16 protein-coding genes and 1 pseudogene are annotated in these 19,977 nt (G+C 24.8%); 7 read left to right on the top strand and 10 right to left on the bottom strand.

Translation table 11 applies throughout. From position 1 onward, the window contains the following. Positions 1–4: 4 nt before the first annotated feature. The 5 genes from HMPREF1871_RS05905 to HMPREF1871_RS05885 all read right to left on the bottom strand — a co-directional run bounded on the left by HMPREF1871_RS05905 (position 5) and on the right by HMPREF1871_RS05885 (position 4,252). Positions 5–685 (bottom strand): pentapeptide repeat-containing protein, encoded by a 681-nt coding sequence (locus HMPREF1871_RS05905; RefSeq protein WP_066131207.1) that lies wholly within the window; start codon positions 683–685, stop codon positions 5–7. Next, positions 685–1,257, bottom strand: coding sequence for a DJ-1 family glyoxalase III (locus HMPREF1871_RS05900; protein WP_066131204.1), 573 nt, complete (start codon positions 1,255–1,257; stop codon positions 685–687). Before HMPREF1871_RS05900 ends, HMPREF1871_RS05905 begins: the two co-directional genes overlap by 1 nt. 249 nt (positions 1,258–1,506) lie before the next feature. Next, on the bottom strand, positions 1,507–2,055 hold the full coding sequence (gene hpf, locus HMPREF1871_RS05895) for a ribosome hibernation-promoting factor, HPF/YfiA family (protein WP_066131200.1): 549 nt from the start codon (positions 2,053–2,055) through the stop codon (positions 1,507–1,509). 143 nt (positions 2,056–2,198) lie between these two features. Then, the gene (locus HMPREF1871_RS05890; RefSeq protein WP_066131197.1) at positions 2,199–2,801 is read right to left on the bottom strand and encodes a ComF family protein; all 603 of its coding nucleotides are present in this window, start codon (positions 2,799–2,801) and stop codon (positions 2,199–2,201) included. Then, positions 2,798–4,252 carry a DEAD/DEAH box helicase family protein gene (locus tag HMPREF1871_RS05885; RefSeq protein ID WP_066131194.1) on the bottom strand — a complete coding sequence of 485 codons (1,455 nt, stop codon included), beginning with the start codon at positions 4,250–4,252 and terminating at the stop codon, positions 2,798–2,800. The genes HMPREF1871_RS05890 and HMPREF1871_RS05885 overlap by 4 nt, the downstream gene beginning before the upstream one ends. A gap of 124 nt (positions 4,253–4,376) precedes the next feature. Between HMPREF1871_RS05885 and HMPREF1871_RS05880 the strand changes: the two genes are divergently transcribed. From HMPREF1871_RS05880 to HMPREF1871_RS05855, 6 genes are all read left to right on the top strand, one after another. After that, positions 4,377–7,901 (top strand): UvrD-helicase domain-containing protein, encoded by a 3,525-nt coding sequence (locus tag HMPREF1871_RS05880; protein ID WP_066131191.1) that lies wholly within the window; start codon positions 4,377–4,379, stop codon positions 7,899–7,901. Positions 7,902–7,922: 21 nt separating this feature from the next. Beyond that, entirely contained in the window at positions 7,923–8,567 is a 645-nt protein-coding gene (locus HMPREF1871_RS05875; RefSeq protein ID WP_066131189.1) for a VTT domain-containing protein, read from the top strand. Between the two features lie 62 nt (positions 8,568–8,629). After that, on the top strand, positions 8,630–8,941 hold the full coding sequence (locus HMPREF1871_RS05870) for a DUF1904 family protein (protein ID WP_066131187.1): 312 nt from the start codon (positions 8,630–8,632) through the stop codon (positions 8,939–8,941). A gap of 598 nt (positions 8,942–9,539) precedes the next feature. Continuing rightward, positions 9,540–10,721, top strand: a complete 1,182-nt coding sequence (locus HMPREF1871_RS05865) for an ABC transporter ATP-binding protein (RefSeq protein WP_083505657.1) — start codon at positions 9,540–9,542, stop codon at positions 10,719–10,721. Continuing rightward, the gene (locus HMPREF1871_RS05860) at positions 10,722–11,534 is read left to right on the top strand and encodes an ABC transporter permease (protein WP_066131184.1); all 813 of its coding nucleotides are present in this window, start codon (positions 10,722–10,724) and stop codon (positions 11,532–11,534) included. 17 nt (positions 11,535–11,551) lie between these two features. Beyond that, positions 11,552–12,733: a helix-turn-helix transcriptional regulator gene (locus HMPREF1871_RS05855; RefSeq protein ID WP_066131180.1), complete on the top strand. Its 1,182-nt coding sequence runs from the start codon at positions 11,552–11,554 to the stop codon at positions 12,731–12,733. A gap of 449 nt (positions 12,734–13,182) precedes the next feature. Here the strand turns inward: HMPREF1871_RS05855 and HMPREF1871_RS05850 are convergent, their stop codons facing one another. The 4 genes from HMPREF1871_RS05850 to HMPREF1871_RS05835 are packed head-to-tail and all read right to left on the bottom strand — an operon-like array spanning position 13,183 to position 17,303. Next, positions 13,183–14,865, bottom strand: a complete 1,683-nt coding sequence (locus HMPREF1871_RS05850; RefSeq protein ID WP_066131178.1) for a hypothetical protein — start codon at positions 14,863–14,865, stop codon at positions 13,183–13,185. Between the two features lie 30 nt (positions 14,866–14,895). Then, the gene (locus HMPREF1871_RS05845) at positions 14,896–15,690 is read right to left on the bottom strand and encodes a metal ABC transporter permease (protein WP_066131171.1); all 795 of its coding nucleotides are present in this window, start codon (positions 15,688–15,690) and stop codon (positions 14,896–14,898) included. Between the two features lies 1 nt (position 15,691). Then, on the bottom strand, positions 15,692–16,366 hold the full coding sequence (locus tag HMPREF1871_RS05840) for a metal ABC transporter ATP-binding protein (protein ID WP_066131165.1): 675 nt from the start codon (positions 16,364–16,366) through the stop codon (positions 15,692–15,694). Beyond that, complete coding sequence (locus HMPREF1871_RS05835) at positions 16,359–17,303, bottom strand: metal ABC transporter substrate-binding protein (RefSeq protein ID WP_066131162.1); 945 nt, start codon at positions 17,301–17,303, stop codon at positions 16,359–16,361. The genes HMPREF1871_RS05840 and HMPREF1871_RS05835 overlap by 8 nt, the downstream gene beginning before the upstream one ends. Before the next feature lie 257 nt (positions 17,304–17,560). Between HMPREF1871_RS05835 and gdhA the strand changes: the two genes are divergently transcribed. Continuing rightward, a complete protein-coding gene (gene gdhA, locus HMPREF1871_RS05830; RefSeq protein ID WP_066131158.1) occupies positions 17,561–18,910 on the top strand; it encodes an NADP-specific glutamate dehydrogenase in 1,350 nt (449 codons plus the stop codon). Between the two features lie 430 nt (positions 18,911–19,340). Here the strand turns inward: gdhA and HMPREF1871_RS05825 are convergent. After that, positions 19,341–19,977: pseudogene (locus HMPREF1871_RS05825) on the bottom strand (hypothetical protein); the annotation flags it as partial.

The following is a 19,977-nucleotide window of genomic DNA, read 5'->3' as shown; positions in this document are numbered from 1 at the left end:
CTCCCTAGTATTTAATTGCATCTTCTTTTGTTAACCAAAAATGTATCCCTGTTGTTGAGTCAAACCATCTATCTTCATTGAAGTTTTTCACTTCAACCCATTCTCCCACTTTGTAGCAAAAGTTTTCGTCAACAAAACTCCACGCTTCATTGTAGGACTCTATTTCTAAAAAATCTGTTATTTTTAAAACTTTTGCTTTATTTGTTCTACAGCACTGCATTGTTGCAGAGGTTCTTTTTGCTTCTTTTGGAATAAGTAATGTTACTAGTCTATCATCTAAACATTTTTTATATGCTAAAAATGCTCCTTTTTCTTTTGGAAAAAGTTTTAACCATTTTGTTTGTTCATTTGTTATGATATTTTTAAGGTTTGCTTTTTCTAACACTGCCCCATAGAAATATGCCCCTTTAAGATTTGCATTTTTAAGGTTTGCATTTCTTAGGGATGCAGATTTTAAATTGGCATTTTCTAAATTTGCATTTTTAAAATTTACTCCTTCTAAATTTGAGTTTTCCAAAGAAATGTTTTTTAAATTTGCCCTTTCAAAGTTGACGCCTGAAAGGTCACAATATATAAATTTTTTATTTTCTAAATTTTCATATTTTAAATCACTTTTTTCTAGTCTTATATCGTAAAAAATTTTTTTATTATTTTGTAAAATTTCTTCTTTAGTTATTGTTTTCATTATAAGTTATTTTTTAATACATCTAGGAGCATTTCTTTTTTTACTTTGTCAGTTGTTTCTTTTCCTAATAGTTTATTTAATATTTCATAACCAAAAAGAAGCGATAAGGTTGGCCCTTGCCCTGTTATTACATTTTTGTCTATAACAACAGCTGCTTTATCATTATATTTTTTATAAGTAATTTGTTTTTCAAAACCAGGATAGCAAGTTATATTTTTATCTTTGGTTATATTAGCTTCATCAAGAACTATTGGTGATGCACATATGGCACAAACAAGTTTATTATTGTTAGACATTGTTTTAAAGAAATCAACAGCAAGATTGTTATCTTTTAAGTTAGTTGCTCCGGGGAGCCCTCCTGGGATAATTATAGCGTCATATTCTAAAACATTTTCTATGTCGTATATAGTTTTATCGGCTATTATTTTTACTCCATGAGAAGATTGTATCTCTTTATTTTTATTTGCAGATACCAAATCTACTTTGACTCCTCCACGTCTTAAAATATCTACAGGAGCTATAAATTCTAACTCTTCACTTCCATTTTCTATTAAAATTAATGCTTTTTTCATTTTACTCTCCTTTCTCTGATTTAAATAGGGTATTTTTTAGAATTTATTGGTGTTTTTCAACTATGAGTATATGCCTTTTTTATCATATTTGCAAGGGTTTTAATTGTTTTTTTAAAAAGATTTTTTAATTGGTTATAATCTCAAAATTTGATGAAAATATTATTATATATTTAATAAAAAAAAGATACTAATAGTATTCATTAGTACCTTTAATATTATTTAATTAAAATTCAAAATAGTTTTTTTAAATTATTTGTTTTCTACTTCTATAACTCCGTATTTTCCATCTTTACGTTTATATGCAATAGAAACATTATTGTTTTCTTCGTCTGTATATACGAAGAAATCGTGACCGATTAATTCCATTTGTAAAATAGCTTCTTCTTTGTTCATTGTAGACGCTTTTACTTTTTTAACTTTTACAAATTCTAATGGTAGGTCTTCTTTTCCGTCTAATTCATTTGTAAGTAAAGCTTCGGCTAAGATGCCTTTTTCACGACTTTTACGGTTGATTTTAGTTTTGTATTTTCTCATTTGACGTTCTAATTTATCAATTACTAAATCAACTGCAGAATAAAGGTCAGAATTAGTTTCCTCTGCTCTAAGAGTAACACCTTTCATAGGTACTGTAATTTCTATTTTTTGAGTACCATTTTTATAAACTTTGGCATTTGCATATACATTTGCTTCTAGTTTATTAGAGAAGTATTTTTCTAATTTAGAAATTTTAGATTCTATATATTCTCTAATAGCTTTTGTAATTTCGATATTTTCTCCTCGTACGTGATATTTAAGCATAGCTTATCACTCCTTTCAAGAACATTTTTTAATGTCTTTGTTTATATATTTATTATATCATTTTAAAAAATTAATAGCAATAAAAGTATATTGAAACGTTTTTTTATTTTTTATAATTGTCTTTTTCTAGTAATTTTTTAACTTTATTTTGGAGCTGTTTTTGCAAGTGTTAAGAAGGATATTTCTATGTTATTATTTATTTTTTTCACTTCTCTTGCTAAGGAAAGTAGTGTTTTGCCGCTTGTAAGGATGTCATCTATTATGAGAATAGAATGGGACTTTGCTATTAATTCTTTGTATTTTTCAAATATAAAAAAATCGTCATAAGTTCTCCTTTTTGTCATTGTTGCTCTTTTTTCTCTATATTTTTGGTAAAAAATATTTTGATAATATATTTTGCAAATGTCTAAAATGATTTCTACATGATTAAATCCTCTTATAGCAAGCCGAGTTTTGTTAGTAGGGCAAACTGTTATTATGTCAAAATTATTTTTTTTAAAAAAATTATTTAATAAACTTTGAAAAATTTTTGCTTTTTCTACATCTAGTGTATATTTTATTTTGCAGATAATTTCTTTGCTCTCTTTATAGTCACTAAAATAAAAATGGGTAAAATTACCTATTTTTGTTTTTTTTAATTTTAAATTATATTGACATTTTTCACATAGGAATGTGTTGTTATTTTTGAATAAATATAAAAAATTCATTTTTTCTTTTAAATTTTGCTGACAAAAAAGACATTTCATTTTTTATTTAATCCCCTATATTTTGCAAGTTCATTCATATATTTTATTTCATTTATAGCTTTTGTGATATTTTTTGTTTTCTTTTTGCTATAAAAAAGGATTTCTCCATTGCTGTCGTATTCTTTTCTTCCTACTCTTCCTGAAATTTGAATTAAGCATTCTTTCGTGAAATTTTTGTGATTTGCTTCAAATACAAAAACATCAAGAAAATCGAATGTTACTCCTCTTTCTAAGATAGAGGTTGTTATTAAAAGTCTAATTTTTTTTTTGTAAAATTGCTCTATTATGTTATTTCTTTCTTTCTCCTTACTACTAATAAAAGGAATATTTAAAAGTTCGCTTAAATTTTCCCCTTTTTCTATGCTAGGAACAAAAATTAATCCTCTTCTTTGGGATTTTTCAATTTTTTTTATGAAGTCTTTTAGTGAATTTTCTTTTGTTATTAATTTTGGTACTGGTAGAAGTTTTTTATGATAACGAATAGGTATTTTATAAATATTATCCACATTTTTTTTTATTTTTTTTGAGGGAGTTGCTGATAAAAAAATAAAGGAGGCTTCTTTTTTTCCTGATTTTTTCACAGAGTATTCTAAACAAAGATTTCCATTATAAGGAAATGCGTCAACTTCATCAACTATTATTACATCAAAAAAGTTTAAGTAATTTATTAGTTGATGAGTTGTCATTATATATAATGAAGAATAATTTAAAATTTTATAATCTCCACATAAACAGTTGATTTTTGTGTTGAAGTCTTTTTGTATTCTTTTTTCTAGTTCTTTTACTATATCTTTTCTGGGGATAGCAAGACAAACTCTTTTATTATTTTTTAGACTATTATATAAAGTTTCGTATATTATTTCTGTTTTACCTGCACCACAAACAGCCCAAATTAGTGTTTTTTTATTTTTCAAATTCTTTAATAATAAATCAGATGCTTTTTTTTGTTCATCAGATAAAATAACTTTTGGAAGAGTTAAAAAAGAATAATCCTTGTAATAGTTGTATTGTATGTGAAATTTATAATATATATTTGTATTCATGGAAAAATCTAAGCAGTTTTTGCAGTATTTGATTTTCCCTAAATTATTTTTGTATTCAAAAAAATTTTTTTTCTCGCCACAGTTTTTGCAATAATTATTTTCTATTGGCAAAAATTTTCTTACATATGGAGATTTAATTAAATGATGAATTTTTATATTTTTACTTACTAATTGCTCAATTGAAAAAACTCTTCCATTATATTTTTTTAAAAATTCAATATCAATATCAATTTTAAAATCATTATTTTTAAGTTCGAAAAATAAGTTATCTACTTCATCATTTTTAATATTACTTTCAAGATATTCTTTGTAAATATCACTAATTTTATCTATTATTTTCCCCTTATAAGAGCTAAAATAAATTTTGTAAAAAGCTAAAATAAAGTCATCAGTTTTTTTAAAATACATATTGTTCACCTATCTTTAACTGTATATTTATTATATAAAATAGGTTTATTTAAGTAAATAAAAAAAATAAAGTTTGCTAGTATTATTATTTTTATATTATAATTTAAGTAAATAGGAGAAAATGATGAATATATATATAGAAAAAATAGATGAACACGCAAAAAATAAAAAGTTTTCACCTTCAAAACAGCAGTGGCAAGCTATAGCAACTAAAGGATGTGATATTTTAGTTTCAGCAGCTGCAGGAAGTGGAAAAACAGAAGTTTTATCAGAAAGAATAGCTAGAAAAGTTGCATGTGAAAAGTGGGATATAGACAGACTTTTAGTATTGACATTTACCACAGCAGCAGCTAAAAATATGCAAGTAAGAATAGAAAATAAAATAGAACAAAGACTTACAGAAAAAAATTCATATGAAGATTATATGTTTTTAAAAAGACAAAGACTATTAATGAGTGATTCAAATATATCTACAATTGACAGCTTTTGTTTAGAAATTTTGCAAAAATTTTATTATTTAGTAGAAGAAGAAATTTATGGAAAAAAAAGGTACTTATCGCCAAGTTTTAAACTTTTAACAGATAACAGTATGCTTCTTAAAGAATCAGCAGAACAAGTAATTGAAAAATTAATAGATACAGATAAAGAAGGGTTGGACGTTCTTTTTGAAATTTATAAAGACAAAAAGACAATTGTAAATTTTATAATAAATATTTATCAAAAACTTTTAACTACTCCTAATTATAGAGAGTATATAAAAAATGATTTGACAGGAAATTTATTTTATAGTGATACTTTTATAAAAATTTATTCTAAAATAAAATATATTGATAAAAATAATGTAGCTGAAAATATTAAAGAGATACAAAAAGCAGGAAAAGAATTACTAAAAATAGATACCACAAAAGAAAAAATAAAAAAAGACAAACTTTTACCAGATATTGCTGATTTTATAAGGGAAAATGAAGAAAATATAAAAACAGATGACAGTTTAGACAATAAAATAGTATTAAAAGAATTTTTAAACAGTTTACTATTAGATATAAAAGAAGATAAATTAAAAGAAATATATGAAAAATATCTAATTTTAAAATCTTTTGTAGAAGTTAAAGCAAAAGTTTCTTTATTAAATAAATTTTTAATAAAAATAATGCTAGAATTAGATAATTATTTCATAAATAAAAAAAGAAATTTAAAATTTTTAGATTTTTCAGATTTAAATCATTTGGCTATAAAAGCCTTAGAAAAAAAAGAAGGAGAAAAATCTATCAATACAGAGGCAAGTATTTATTATAAAAATAAATTTTTAGAAATTTATGTAGATGAATATCAAGATAATAACAACTTGCAAGAATATATTTTAAATTTAGTAAGAGGGGAAAATACTTATTTTTTTAGAGTAGGGGACGTAAAACAATCTATTTATGGGTTTAGAGGGTCAAATCCTAACTTATTTGAAGAAAAATATAATTCATATAAAAAACTTTCTTCTATGTTAGAAAATTATGATTTAGATAAAAATTATAATATAAATGAGAAAGTAGAAGGATTAGTAATAATATTAAAAGAAAATTTCAGAAGTTATGAAAATGTCCTTAAAAGTTCTAATTTCATCTTTAATAGGTTAATGTATAAAAAAAATGCAGGAATATCTTATGATAGTGAAAATGCCCTATATTATCCTTCTGTAAAAGAGAAACAAGAAAAAGTAATTCCTACATACATATATATAGGAGAGAAAAAATCTTTAATTCATAAAATAGCCAAGGAAATAATAGAAAAAGTAGAGACGGGTTCAAATTATAATGACTTTGCAATTTTACTTCGTTCAGCAAATAATATTGCACTTTATAAAGAAATATTTAAAAAATACTCTATTCCTATATATACAAAAGAAAAACAAGGGCTAGTAAATTCTTTTAGTTTCAATATAGTTCTCAATCTCTTAAGATTTTTAGATAATACATCCTTAGACTATAGTTTAGCAGCAATTTTACATTCTAAAATTTTCAGATTTTCAAATGAAGATTTATTAAAATTATCTATGGTTCAAGGAAAAAATCTTTTTGAAAAAATAAATAATTCTGGGGAAGAAAAAGCAAAATACACTCTTTATTACTTGAATAAATGGTTAAACACAAGTTTTAACTTTTCGCCATATGAAACTATTGAAATTTTTGCAAAAGATACGAATTTTATAGAATATTTAAGAACTAAAGATTTAGATGACGAAGAAGTAGATTATTTTGAAAATATAATGGATATTTTAAAAGATACAAGTGAAACTAATATGAATATAAGCTATAGTATCAGAATATTAGATAATATAAGAGCTTTTAAGAGATATGATTCTAAAAGAAAAGAAGTAAAAAATAGTGTTACAATATCTACTATTCACATATCCAAAGGATTAGAGTATAATTATGTTTTTATATCCGATTTAGAAAAAGATGTAAATGAAAAAGACTCATCAGGAGAAATAATTTTTTCTAATGAACTAGGAGTTAGCATCAATGAATCTATATGGGAAAAAGGCACATTAAATAAAAATTACTCTATAAATTCAAAATTAATTAATAAAAAAAACTATCAAGAAGAAATTAGAAATCTTTATGTAGCTCTAACAAGAGCTGTTAAGGGGATATATTTGGTTTCAAGTGAAAAAATTAATTTAGGAAAAGGGGAAGATGAAAAGTTAAATAAAGAACAAATTTTAACAAAATACAAAGAAGCAAAAAATTATAGCGATATGATAAATATAGTTTTAAATAATTATGACAATGAAGAAATAACGGATAAAACAGAAGAAAATGTCAATTTTAAACTATTAGAAGTAGAAGAAGTGGAAGAAAAAGAAGAAAATAAAGAAATAGATTTTGCATTTTTAGAAAATAAAGAACCTACGCAAGAAGAGGTGAAAAATTTAGAACAATATTATTATAAAGAAAAAAAATTTATCCCCTCAAAAACATCTTATTCTGCTATAAGAAAACAAAAAGAAAGTTCAAATCAAAATAAAGACTCTAAGCAAAAAGAAGAATATTTAGTATTTGATACCATAAGCAAAAAAAATAAAACAGTTGACGCTATTTTAAAAGGAAATACCATTCATAAACTATTTGAAAAAATTGTTTTAGATGCAAAAAAAGGTATCTTTGTAGAAGATGAAAAAGAATATGTAAAAAATTTGCTTCAAACGTCTAATATAAAAACAAATATAATAGAGAATAGAATTTTAACAGAAAAAGAATATGAAATAATAAATAATGAAAAAGATTACTCTTTAATAAAAGGATTTATTAACAGTGAAGTATTTTCTTTAATAAAAAATTGCAGAAGGGTAGAAACAGAAATACCCTTTACTCTTTTCAAAGAAGCTAAAGAAATATTTGAAGATGAAAAGGGTGAAGAAAAAATTATTTTACAAGGAGTAATTGACCTATTAGTACATAATAAGGACGATAGTTTTATAGTAATAGATTACAAGACAGATAAAGTAAATAAAAAAACAGGGACAAAGTTATTAATAGACAGACACAAAGAACAGCTTAATATTTATAAAGACGCTGTAGAAAAATACTATAAATCTAAAAAAATAGACACTTATGTTTATTCTTACGTATTAGAAAAATTCATAAAAATTAACTAAATAAAAAATGGAAGGAAAAAAATGAATAGTATAAAACTCATAATAGACTTCATTTTGCACATAGATAAGCATTTAGGAGAATTGATGAATACTCACGGAACTATGCCACTATATGCAGTAATATTTTTAATAATATTTATAGAAACTGGATTAGTATTCATGCCATTTTTACCGGGAGATTCTCTTTTATTTGCGAGTGGAGCACTTTTTTCAGCAACAGGAAATAACTTTTATCTTTTATTAATATTATGTATAATGGCAGCGACAATAGGAGATAATTGTAATTATTTTATAGGAAGAAAATTTTCTAACTATTTAAGAAAAAAAGAGTGGTTTAAAAAAATAGTATCAGATAAAAAGTTAGAAGAAGCAGAAAACTTTGTTGCAAAACATGGAGGAAAATCCATATTTTTAGCAAGATTTTTTCCAATTATAAGAACATTGGTACCATTTGTTGTAGGAGCGGGAAAAATGAACTATAGAAAATTTAGAATTATAGATTTTTTAGGAGGATTTTGCTGGTGTACAATTTTTATAAGTTTAGGATATTTATTTGGAAATATAAAAGTTGTAAAAGAAAATTTTTCATTGGTAGTAATTGCAATAATAATTATTAGCTTAATTCCTATAACTATAACAATTATAAAAACAAAAATAAAAAAATAAAAATAAAATATTTAAAACACTTTCAAAAAATGATATAATATAAAAAAAGGAGTGAATGACAAATGCCAAGAATAGTAGTAAAAGGGGTAACAAAAGAAGATTTAAAAAATTCAAGTAAGGAATTACTAGAAAGTGTTGAAAAAATAATAAAAAGACCTAAAAGTTCTTTCACACTAGACTTACTAGAAAGTACAGCAATATTAGATGGAGAAGAGATAAAACGAGTATACGTAGAAATTTTTTGGAAAGAAAGACCACTTGATGTTTGCAGAGAAGTAGCAGAAAAAATAAAAGAAATAATAAAAAAATCAGGTTATGAAAATATCTATGTATGTTTCAAAAATTTAGATCTAGAAAAAGAATTTATATTTTAAAAGATTAGTAAGATATTATAGTATATTTTATAATTAAATCATGAAAAAATATTTTAAAAAAAAATAAATTTATAAATTAATTTTAAGATTTATATGGAAAAGACAATTAACTTTTAAAAAAAAGTTAGTTGTTTTTTTATTTGCCAAACAAGAAGATTTAAAAGAAGAACTAAAAATAAAGAAAAAAAATAGAAAAATAAAATTTTTTAAAGTATATTTTCATAGTAATATTTTTTTTAGTATGCTATAATAAAATATGAATTTTTAAGAAAGGAATAAAAGAATGGCAGAAAAAATAAATTCTAATGAAAATTCAATTGAAAAAGAATTTAAAAACGGAAACAATATTGAAGAAAAAGAAACAAATCTGCTAGGAGAATTAGAAACTAATGGTAAAAAATTAGACAACAATTCTACTTTATCAGAAAATAAAACAGAATTAATAAAAGAAGTAATACAAGAAGAAAAATTATCGAGAAAAGATAGAATAAATAGTTTAAATATAAAAGAGGAATATCAAGAATTATTAGACAAAGTTAAAAGTAATGTAGAAGATTTTAAAAAAGAAGAATTATCAAAAAAATCTACTCAAGAAGAAATGAAAGAAGATGATAGTATTTCAAAAGAAGAATCATTTTTACAAAAAAACGCAAAAGAATATCTTGAAAATAACAAAAAAGAAAATCATAAAGAAAAAGTAATACATATAATTAAAAAACAAGGAGATGACGCTAGAGAACACTACGAACAACCTGCTGATTTAGAAGAAACTCAAATATTAGATAGAGAAGAATTAAATCGAGCTATGCAAGAGTATGATAGAAAAAAAACAAGAGAAAAAACTGTCAAAAATAAAGAAAAAGAAAAAGTGATACCTGTCCTAGAAGTAATGGGATTAAAAAAACGATATGGTTCAAAAACTATAGTAGAAGATATAACATTTAATATGTACCCTGGAGAAATTATAGGACTGCTTGGGCCTAACGGAAGCGGAAAAACAACTATAATGAAAATGCTAGTAGCATTAACTAAAGCAACAAAAGGTGAAATATATTGTTTTGAAGAACCTTTGGGCGTAGGTCATATAGATATGTTAAATCATATAGGTTCTATGATAGAAACTCCAGAGTTTTATAACTACCTTTCAGGGAAATCAAACCTAAAACAAGTAGCAAGACTTTACAAAAAAAATATAACAAAAGAAAAAATAAAAGAAATAGTAAAATTAGTAGGCCTAGAAAAAGCTATTAACAAAAAAGTAAAAACATATTCATTAGGAATGAAACAAAGATTAGGATTAGCACAAGCACTTTTAAGTGATCCTAGTATCTTAATTTTAGATGAACCAGTTAATGGTTTAGACCCTCAAGGAGTTATTGAGTTTAGAAATAAACTAAAAGACATAGCAAAAAAAGGAGTATCAATCCTAATTTCATCACATTTATTATCAGAAATAGAGAAAATTTCAGACAGAATTATAGTTCTAGAAAAAGGTAAAATTAAATATGATGATAAACTTAAAAATCTTTTAGGAGAAGATACAAATAAAACAATAATTAAAACATATGATGATAAAAGAGCAGAAGTGTTAATAGAGGACTTGGAAGTAGCATATAAACTAACAGATAACGGCTTTGAATTTACCAACATAACAAAAGATGAAAAATCAAAAGTACTTTCTTACCTTGTTTCTAATTATGTAGAAATAGATACTGTAATAGAAGCTAAGAAAACCTTAGAAGAAAGATTTTTAGAAATAACAGGTAAAGGAGAAAAATAGATGAAAATATTCATTAATGAGTTTATAAAAGACTACAAAAAAATATCTACATATATATATTTATTAATAAGCTTCATAATAATAAGTATAGTAAATTTTGTATATTATAAACAAGAAACGCAAGCTTCAGGAGAAGAAATCTTATCAGAAACATTCGCACTTGTATCACTATTAGGTATATTATTTGCTCTTATAATTTTTGCAAATAACATAACAAGTGAGTATACTAAAGGAACGATAAAACTTTTATATTCAAAACCAAAATCACGTTCAAAAATTTTAACTGCAAAAATCATATTAGCACTAGTAAATACAATAATATTTATTTTAGTCAATTTTGTTTTTGATTTTTTAACTAAAAAATTTATATTTTTTAAAACAAAAATAAACTTTCATACAATATGGACTAAAGAAGTTTCTGGAAATTATATATATACAACATTTTATGAAAATATAAGTATGCAATTTTTATTTTCATTAATATTAGCAATATGCTACATAGCATTAGTGCTTTTTATATGTGTTTTATTTAAAAAAACAGTAATTTCAATTTGTATTGTACTATTTATGATATTAGGAAATGGTACAATAAGTTATTTAACATCATTTTTAATTGGAAAATACGAATTTGTTAAATACATATTTACAAACATAGCATACATACCAACATATTTTACTAATGTCGGATTAAAACAGATGATAAGTGAAAAATTCTTATTATCATCTAGAGAATTATTAATAATGGCATTATGTTATACAGTATTTTTCATAGTAATTTCTTATATAGTTAATTCAAGAAGAGATATAAAATAAGTTAGGAGTTGATTAGTTTGGATACAAGTTATAAAAAAATTGAAAGAATTAAAGATATTTTATCCATTGAAGGAGAGATAATAAAAGGGTCTTTTGATAAATTTGTAGAAAGCATAAACAGTATAAAAACAGGTAATAATGATTTAGATAATGTTATAGTAGATTTTTTATTAAGAGAAAAAGATAATATAATAAATGATTTGAAAAATAAAAAATTAGTAAAAGCAAGAACAGCTATAGGATTATATATATTATTTATAGCTAATAATGAAAATCCTGAAGAATTCTTCATTTTAGATTCTTATTTAGAAAGTAGCATATCTGTAGAAGACTATCAAGAATTGTTAAGTAAACAAAATATAGTTTTAACAAGTGAAATTATTTCTATTTTATTTGCATTACCAATAATACCGAAAAAAAGATTTAATTACTTATTAGAATTATTATCAGAATGTGAAGATGTTGACTATTTAAATTCTATAGAAGTATATACAGATGAAAATGTCATGAAATCTAAAAAAACAATTTATTCAGAAAAATATTATATAAGAGAAATATTAGACCATCGTGGAAGATTTTTAAAAGATATCTGTGAAGCAGTGGCACAAGGTGATGTTACAAAAGTAGAAATGATATGTGATTTAAAAATAAAAGAAATAGGCAAAACTGCTTTTAATATAGGAATATGTAATACAAAAGAGCAGTTCCATAATTTAAATACTATTTTATATACCACATTAATAGGAACTGGTGCCAATTTAGTTGATGCAAATAATCTATATTGCAAAATCAAAAATAAAATAGATAATAATGATTTTTCAGAAGATATAGTTAGAAATTATAGTATGTTAGTAGATAAAGAAAAATATAAAGACAAACAACAAGTAGTAAGAAATTGTATTTTATATATCGATAAACATATTCGAGAAAAAATAAATCTTGATGATATAAGTAGAGAACTTGAAGTAAATAAAAGTTATCTTTCATCAGTCTTTAATAGAGAAATGAATTTTTCTATTGTAGATTATATTCATAAAAGAAGAATTTCAAATAGTAAATATCTTTTAGCAAATACAGATTATTCTATTTCAGAAATTTCAGATTATATAGGATATTTTGATACAAGTTATTTTATAAGAATTTTCAAATCCTTAGTTAAAACTACACCATTAAAATATAGAGAAAATTTACATAGATAAAAAAAATCCTTGCAAAGAGAAAATTTTTGCAAGGATTTTTTTATTTGAAGTAAAATAGATGAATAAAAAACTGGTCGTACAATAAATCGTATATAAGATTTTAAATAAGAGTAATTTAAGAAAAAAGAAAGGTTTATAAACATATTGATAAACGATTTAGAGAGAAAACCAGCTTTAAAATCAAATAAAAAGAAATATAAACAAAAGACAAAAAATACTTGTTTTTGTAGCCATTATTTTTTATATAAAAATTAGCTACACAAAGAAGAGAAAATAAAAAAAAGGGGGCTGAATTACAAAAAATAATTAGAAAAGATAAGTATTAAGCTAAAAAAATACAGGGTATATAATGGGCTATTTGATAGAAAAATAAGGTAATAATAAGAGATGTACTTATAGAAAAAACCTCAAAGAAAAGTTTCTTTGAGGTTTAAATTTTAGAACTTTATTTATTTTTCTTCTTTTTTATCAGCTTTTTTATTTTCTTTATTTTTGCTATCTTTTTCTTTTTTTGAATTGTCTACTTTTTCTTTATTTTCTACGTTTTTTATGTTTTCTTTGTTTTCTGCACTTTCCTCGCTTTCGCTTCGTTCTTCTTGAGATTTAGCTGTTGTTATTTCGGGTAATGTTTTTTTGTAGACTACTTTTCCATTTTCTTCTTTAAAATCTTTTAAGAAGAATTTGTGTGAATTTGATTCTGCATCGTATACATAAGCTGCATTTCCAAGTACCTGAATATCATTATCTTTTAAGTTATAATGATTTTTTAAAAAGTTTACTATTTTTTCAGAATCTAGAATTTTAGTTTCATTATTATGTATTTCACCAGGGTGCTTAATTATATATTTAAGTGCTGCAACAACTTCTCTTGCTGTATAATTTCCATAATCTCCTGCTTTTGCATTTTTAATAATTTGTTTTATTGTTATAGCGTGATAGTGATTTCCATTGTGAAGCCAGTAAAATATATTTTCTTTTATTCCGTCAGAACCATAGACAGGGATGTTTGTATCTGTTAAACTACCATAGTTTGTCATATTTTTAAGATTATCATCTAATACATCTAGTATTCCATCTTTTAATTCAGCATTTACACTCCAGTAACTAAAAATTTCGTGGTCTTCTACTTTTGTATTATTATGTTTACGAGGTCTTTCATCTATATATTCTGCATTAGGATAGTGTGATCTTGGATTTTCATGGACAACTGCAACCTCAGTATTTCCTCTATAAAGATGCCAGTGATCACCGTGGTCAACTATTCTTGTAATTCCTGCTGGCCACTGAGAGTTATTAATATTATTATTATTGTGATCTCCATGGCTTCCTTGATATTGCCCAAATGAAGCATTAGGATAAAGATTTCTAGGGTTAGTGTATGTTATTCCTTCATTACCTTCTGAATCATATATGTGGAAATGATCTTCATGTTGCAATATTTTAACTATATCATAACGATTGACTGCCTTTTTACCTAAAACTCCTACAATGTGCAATCTTTCTATTGCTTCTTTTATATTTCCATTTTGTGGGACTAATGGTGTAGATGGATTTGAATAATCATGTTCTTCAGAAGATGAATCATAAGAGTTAGTATTATCATTACTTAAGTAATCGTAACTTGCTCCACCATAACTATTGCTATTGCCCAAATCTCCATGGTGACCTGTATACTGCGTAACTGGAACATCAGGGAACATACTAGAAGGGTCATCATAAGTAATATATTCTTGGCCATCTCTAGTATATACGTGCCAGTGATTCCCGTGTTTTTTTATAGCAACAACATCTGCACCATTAAGCTCTTTGCTATCAACTACACTAGAAGAACTTATGCTTGATCCGTCAGGGATAGTATTAGGGTCTGTATAAGTTATATGTTCTTTCCCGTCTTTTGTAAATACGTGCCAGTGATCACCGTGTTTTATAATTTTAACTATATCTTCTTTTTTAATATTAGGATTATCAATTAACACTTCTGTAGTATTATCTTGGACATAAGAAGATTTTTTTTCTTCAAAATCATGTTTATTTTTAGTATTTTTTGTTGAATTAGAAGTAGAACACGCTGTTAGCAATAATGTTGTAGCTAGTAAGTAATTTGCTATTGTTAATTTTTTATTTTTTTTCATAATTCTCCTTTTCATTATTAAAGTTATAATTTATTTTCTTTTTATTATTAAGGTTATAAGTAAAGTTATTACAGATATCAAAACAATAACAGAACCTGGTTTTAAATTATAATAGTAAGATATAAAAAGTCCTGCATAGATAAAACATATTGAAAATATAATTGAAATTATTAGGGTATTTTTATATGTTTTACAAAATTGCATTGCTAGAATACATGGGATAATAAGTAGTGATGACACTATAAGTGAACCTATTGTCTTTGCTGAAATTGATATAGAAATTGCACTTAAAAAAGTTATAATAAAATTAATTGTTTTGTTATTAATTCCTAAGATATTTGCATTTTCAGCGTCAAATATTAAAAGATAAAGTTTTGTATATATTAATTTATAAGATATTAAAACTATAAGTGATATAAATATTACAAGATAAAATTCACTGTCACTAATGGTTATAATAGAACCAAAAAGATAAGATGCAATTGTATTTCCACCATTACTAAAGCTAGAGAAAATACCAGCAAGACCGACAGAAGCTGCTAATATTATAACAGTAGAAATTTCTTGATATGCTTTTAGTTTATTTCTAATAAATTCTATACTAAGTGAGGCGACAATACACGCTACTATTGACCCTAATATTGGGTGTATTCCTGTAAAAAGTCCAATACTTACACCAGCAAGAGAAGAGTGAGCAAGAGTATCGCCCATAGATGATAATCTTTTTAGAAGTATAGGCATTCCCATACATGGTAATATTATTGACAAAAGGCCTCCAACTATAAAAGCTCTTGTCATAAATTGATAGTTAAAAATATCTAGCATCTTATCCTCCTAAGTTTTTTAAATGTTCTTTTAAACACTTATCACAAGAGTTATTTTTTATTTTAATTGCATAATCAACATAATGGTGAAGTTCATGAAGGTCATGAGTTACCATGATAATTGTTTTATCTTTTTTTGTTAAATTTTTTAAAAGAGTAAATAATTCTTTTGAAAAATTTTTATCAATATTAGATGTAGGTTCATCAAGTATTATTATTTTAGAATTTTTTATTAAAGCAACCAATATAGCAACTCTTTGCAACTCTCCTCCTGATAGTGAGGAAAGAGATTTATTTTTATGTTTTAAAAGATTTACTATAGATAAATATTCATCTACATTAACATTTATTTTTAAAAATTTAAGATGATTATTTATAACTTCTTCTACAGTTGTAGGAAAACCTTTATATGAAAGGACAGAGTTTTGAGAAATATAAGAAATATCTTTATAGTGATTATTTTTCTTTATATCATCTCCTAAAATAAAAACACTACCTTTATTGGGCTGAAGTTTTCTTAATATTATTTTTAAAAGAGTACTTTTCCCTGCTCCATTCTCTCCAATTATGGCAACAAATTCATTTTTTAATATATTAAAATTTAGATTTTTTAATATGTAATCAGAATTTTTGGCATATTTAAAATATAAATTTTTAATTTCAAGTATATTATTCATTAAATGATTTCACCAAGGCATCTAAGTTAAGTTCCATAAGTTTAACATAACCTAAATTAGCTTCTTCTTCCGTTAGATTTTCCATTGTATAAAGTGTTGATGTTTTAGTATTTGTACTTTTTGCTAAAGTTTCAGCAACTTTTGGGGTAGCCTTACCTTCAAAAAATATCGTAGTTATATGGTGTTTTTTAACAAAATCTGCTATTTTTGAAAGTTGTTGTGCTGATGGCTCATCTTCTGGAGAAATTCCAGTAACAGCCACTTGTTTTAGTCCATAATCTTTTGCAAGATAGTTAAAAGCAGCATGAGAAGTAACAAAATATTTTTCATCTTTGTTCACTTTTTTTAATTCTGTTTCAAATTTATTATCTAATTGCTTAAATTGTTTTGTAGCTTCTTCTAAGTTTTTTTTGTAAAAAGGTTCATTTTCAGGGTCGATACTAGAAACTTTTTGATAAATTGTATCAAGTTCTGTCATGGCATTTTTAACACTTAACCATGTATGAGGATTTATATTAATATGTTCTCCTTCTTTTTTAAGTCCGTCATCTCCTCCTTTTCCTTCAAGAAGAGTTAATCCTTTAGAAAGATCTAAAAATTTATCATCATTATTTGTACTTTTTTTAAGAGCATCTATAAAGTTTTCCATATTAGCTCCGTTGTAAATAATAAGGTCTGCGTTAGAAATTTCTTTCATATTTTGGGCTTTAAGCTCAAAATTATGAGGTTCTTCATTACCTTTTATAATAGTTTTTACTTCCATTTTATCTTTAACGATTAATTTAGTTAAATCATAAACAGGGAAGAAAGTTGTATAAATTACTTTTTTATCTTTGTTATTTTGCTCTTTATTCTTGCTGTCATTTTTACTACAACCTGATAAAATAACAGAAATTGTAAGGATAAGCACCAAGAAATATTTAAAACTTTTTTTCATTATTTTTCTCCTATATATTTTTTTGATTTGAAAAAAATCATAATAAATTTTAAACAAATCGTAATGGTTACTATTTTAAACCAAAAGGCAAAAAATTTCAACTATTAAGAAATAAATTTTTAAAGAAAGCTGATATAATAGAAAAAATAATTTTCTTATAAGTATTTAAAATTTTTAATGTAAGAAAATTTACTTTAATTTGACAAGATAACTTTGAAAAAATATAATTAAGTAAAATAAAAATATGGAGAGGTAATATGGATAAAGGAAAATTATATGTAGAAGAAGTTTTAAAAAAAGTTAGAGAAAAAAATTCTAATGAAATAGAATTTTTACAAGCAGTGGAAGAAGTTTTCACATCACTAATACCTGTTTTTAATAAATATCCTCAGTATATTTCTGAAAATATTTTAGAAAGAATAGTGGAACCTGAAAGAATAATAACATTTAGAGTTCCTTGGGTAGACGATAGTGGAAAAGTTAGAGTAAATAGAGGATATAGAGTTCAATTTAATTCTAGTATAGGTCCTTACAAAGGTGGACTTAGATTTCATCCATCAGTAAACCAGTCTATAGTTAAATTTTTAGGATTTGAGCAAATTTTTAAAAATTCTCTTACAACACTTCCTATAGGAGGAGGAAAAGGAGGAAGTGACTTCGACCCTAAAGGAAAAACAGATATGGAAGTTATGAGATTTACTCAAAGTTTTATGACTGAACTGCAAAAATATATAGGAGATGATGTAGACGTTCCAGCTGGAGATATTGGAGTAGGAGCAAGAGAAATCGGATATTTATTTGGTCAATATAAGAGATTAAATTCTTATAAAAATGGTGTTTTAACAGGAAAAGGACTAACTTACGGAGGTTCATTAGCAAGAAAAGAAGCAACAGGATATGGAGTTGTTTATTTTGCAAAACAAATGTTAGATGATAAAGGTATCGATATAAAAAATAAAACAGCTATAGTATCTGGAAGTGGAAATGTTGCTATCTATGCAGTAGAAAAACTTCTAAATTTGGGAGCAAAACCAGTAGCTGTATCTGATTCATCAGGATATGTAGTAGACGAAAATGGAATAAATTTAGAAACATTAAAACAAATAAAAGAAGTTAATAGAGGAAGAATTAAAGAATATTTAAAATATCATAAAAATGCAAAATATGTTTCAAAAGAAGAAGGAAAAATTTGGGAGATAAAAGCAGATTTAGCATTTCCTTGTGCTACGCAAAATGAACTAAATGAAGAAGATGCAAAAATTTTAGTAAAAAATAAAGTTCTTGCAGTTGTAGAAGGAGCAAATATGCCATCAACACTTCAAGCAATAGATTTATTTAAAAAAGAAAAAATACTTTTTGCTCCAGCAAAAGCAGCTAATGCAGGAGGAGTAGCTGTGTCAGCACTTGAAATGAGTCAAAATAGTATGCGTCTTTCTTGGAGTTTTGAAGAAGTAGATAAAAAATTATATAAAATTATGGAAAATATCTACAATAGTTCTAAAAATGCAGCAAAAGAATTTGGCTTTGAAGGAGATTTGGTTGTAGGAGCAAACATAGCAGGATTTTTAAAAGTGGCAGAGGCTATGTCTAGTCAAGGAATAGTTTAATAAGTAAAAAAGAAAGTATATTTTATAAAGAAATAAAAGCTAACAAAAATAGTTCTAGTAATATTAAAGTAAAAAAAGTATTTTACACTAGCTGGGAAAATTATGTTAGCTTTTTTTATATTTGCAAAAGGGGTAATAATAAAAAAATTTAATATGAAAAAAACTATCCTTTAAAAGTTTGTTAATTAACTTTTAAAGGATAGTTTTAGTGTTTTTATGAAAATTATTTATTTTTTCTTTTTACAAAAATAATTCCAATGATAGCTATTAATAATGCTAATAAATAATGATTTTTGCTAGTTTTAATACCGGTATTAACTAGACGTTTTATATTTTCTTTTTTCATTATTTTTTTATTATCTACTTTACTAATAGAGTTTGCTGTATTATCTTCTTTGGCATTATTATCAGGTTCGTTGTTATTATCTTCTTATTCAGGTGCTGGTATATTAGAATCAGGTCTAATTGCATCAGGAGTATGATTATTACCATTATTGTTACTATTATTATTATTGTTGTTATTATTGTTATTATTATTGTTATTATTATTGTTGTTGTTAGGTTTATTTACTTTATACTTAGCAATAACATAAAGGTATGAATCGATAACAAAATCATCATCTTTACTCCAGCCGTCAAAAGTATAACCGTCATCAGCTTTAACAGTAGGGTGAACTAACTCTTTGAGCTTAACTTTCATCTTAGGATTAACAAAATAACTCTGGGTACCACTAATATTGCCGTGCTCTCCCTTATCGAAAGAAACTTCAACAAAACCATCAGGTTTAGGAGAAGAGCCGTCATTAACAATATATCTACCATCAACCTTGGCAGCAGTAAAATTATACTTAGCCTTAATATAAGTAGTAGAAGTGAAAGTAGCAGTAATAGGATTATTTTCAGTCCATTTTAGTGGCTTAGCTATATCACTACCATCTTCATTAGCTTGAACCCAAGCAGTAAAATTATATTGATAAAGTTTGCCATCCTTGTCTGTAAAACTATCTCCAGCAGGCGAGTCAACATTAATTGTCACACTAGATTTAGGAGTAACTTTAAAATGTTTT

This window comes from Gemelliphila asaccharolytica (genome assembly GCF_001553005.1).
Taxonomy (GTDB): Bacteria; Bacillota; Bacilli; order Staphylococcales; family Gemellaceae; genus Gemelliphila; species Gemelliphila asaccharolytica.
This window is presented reverse-complemented; position numbering and strand designations above follow the sequence as displayed.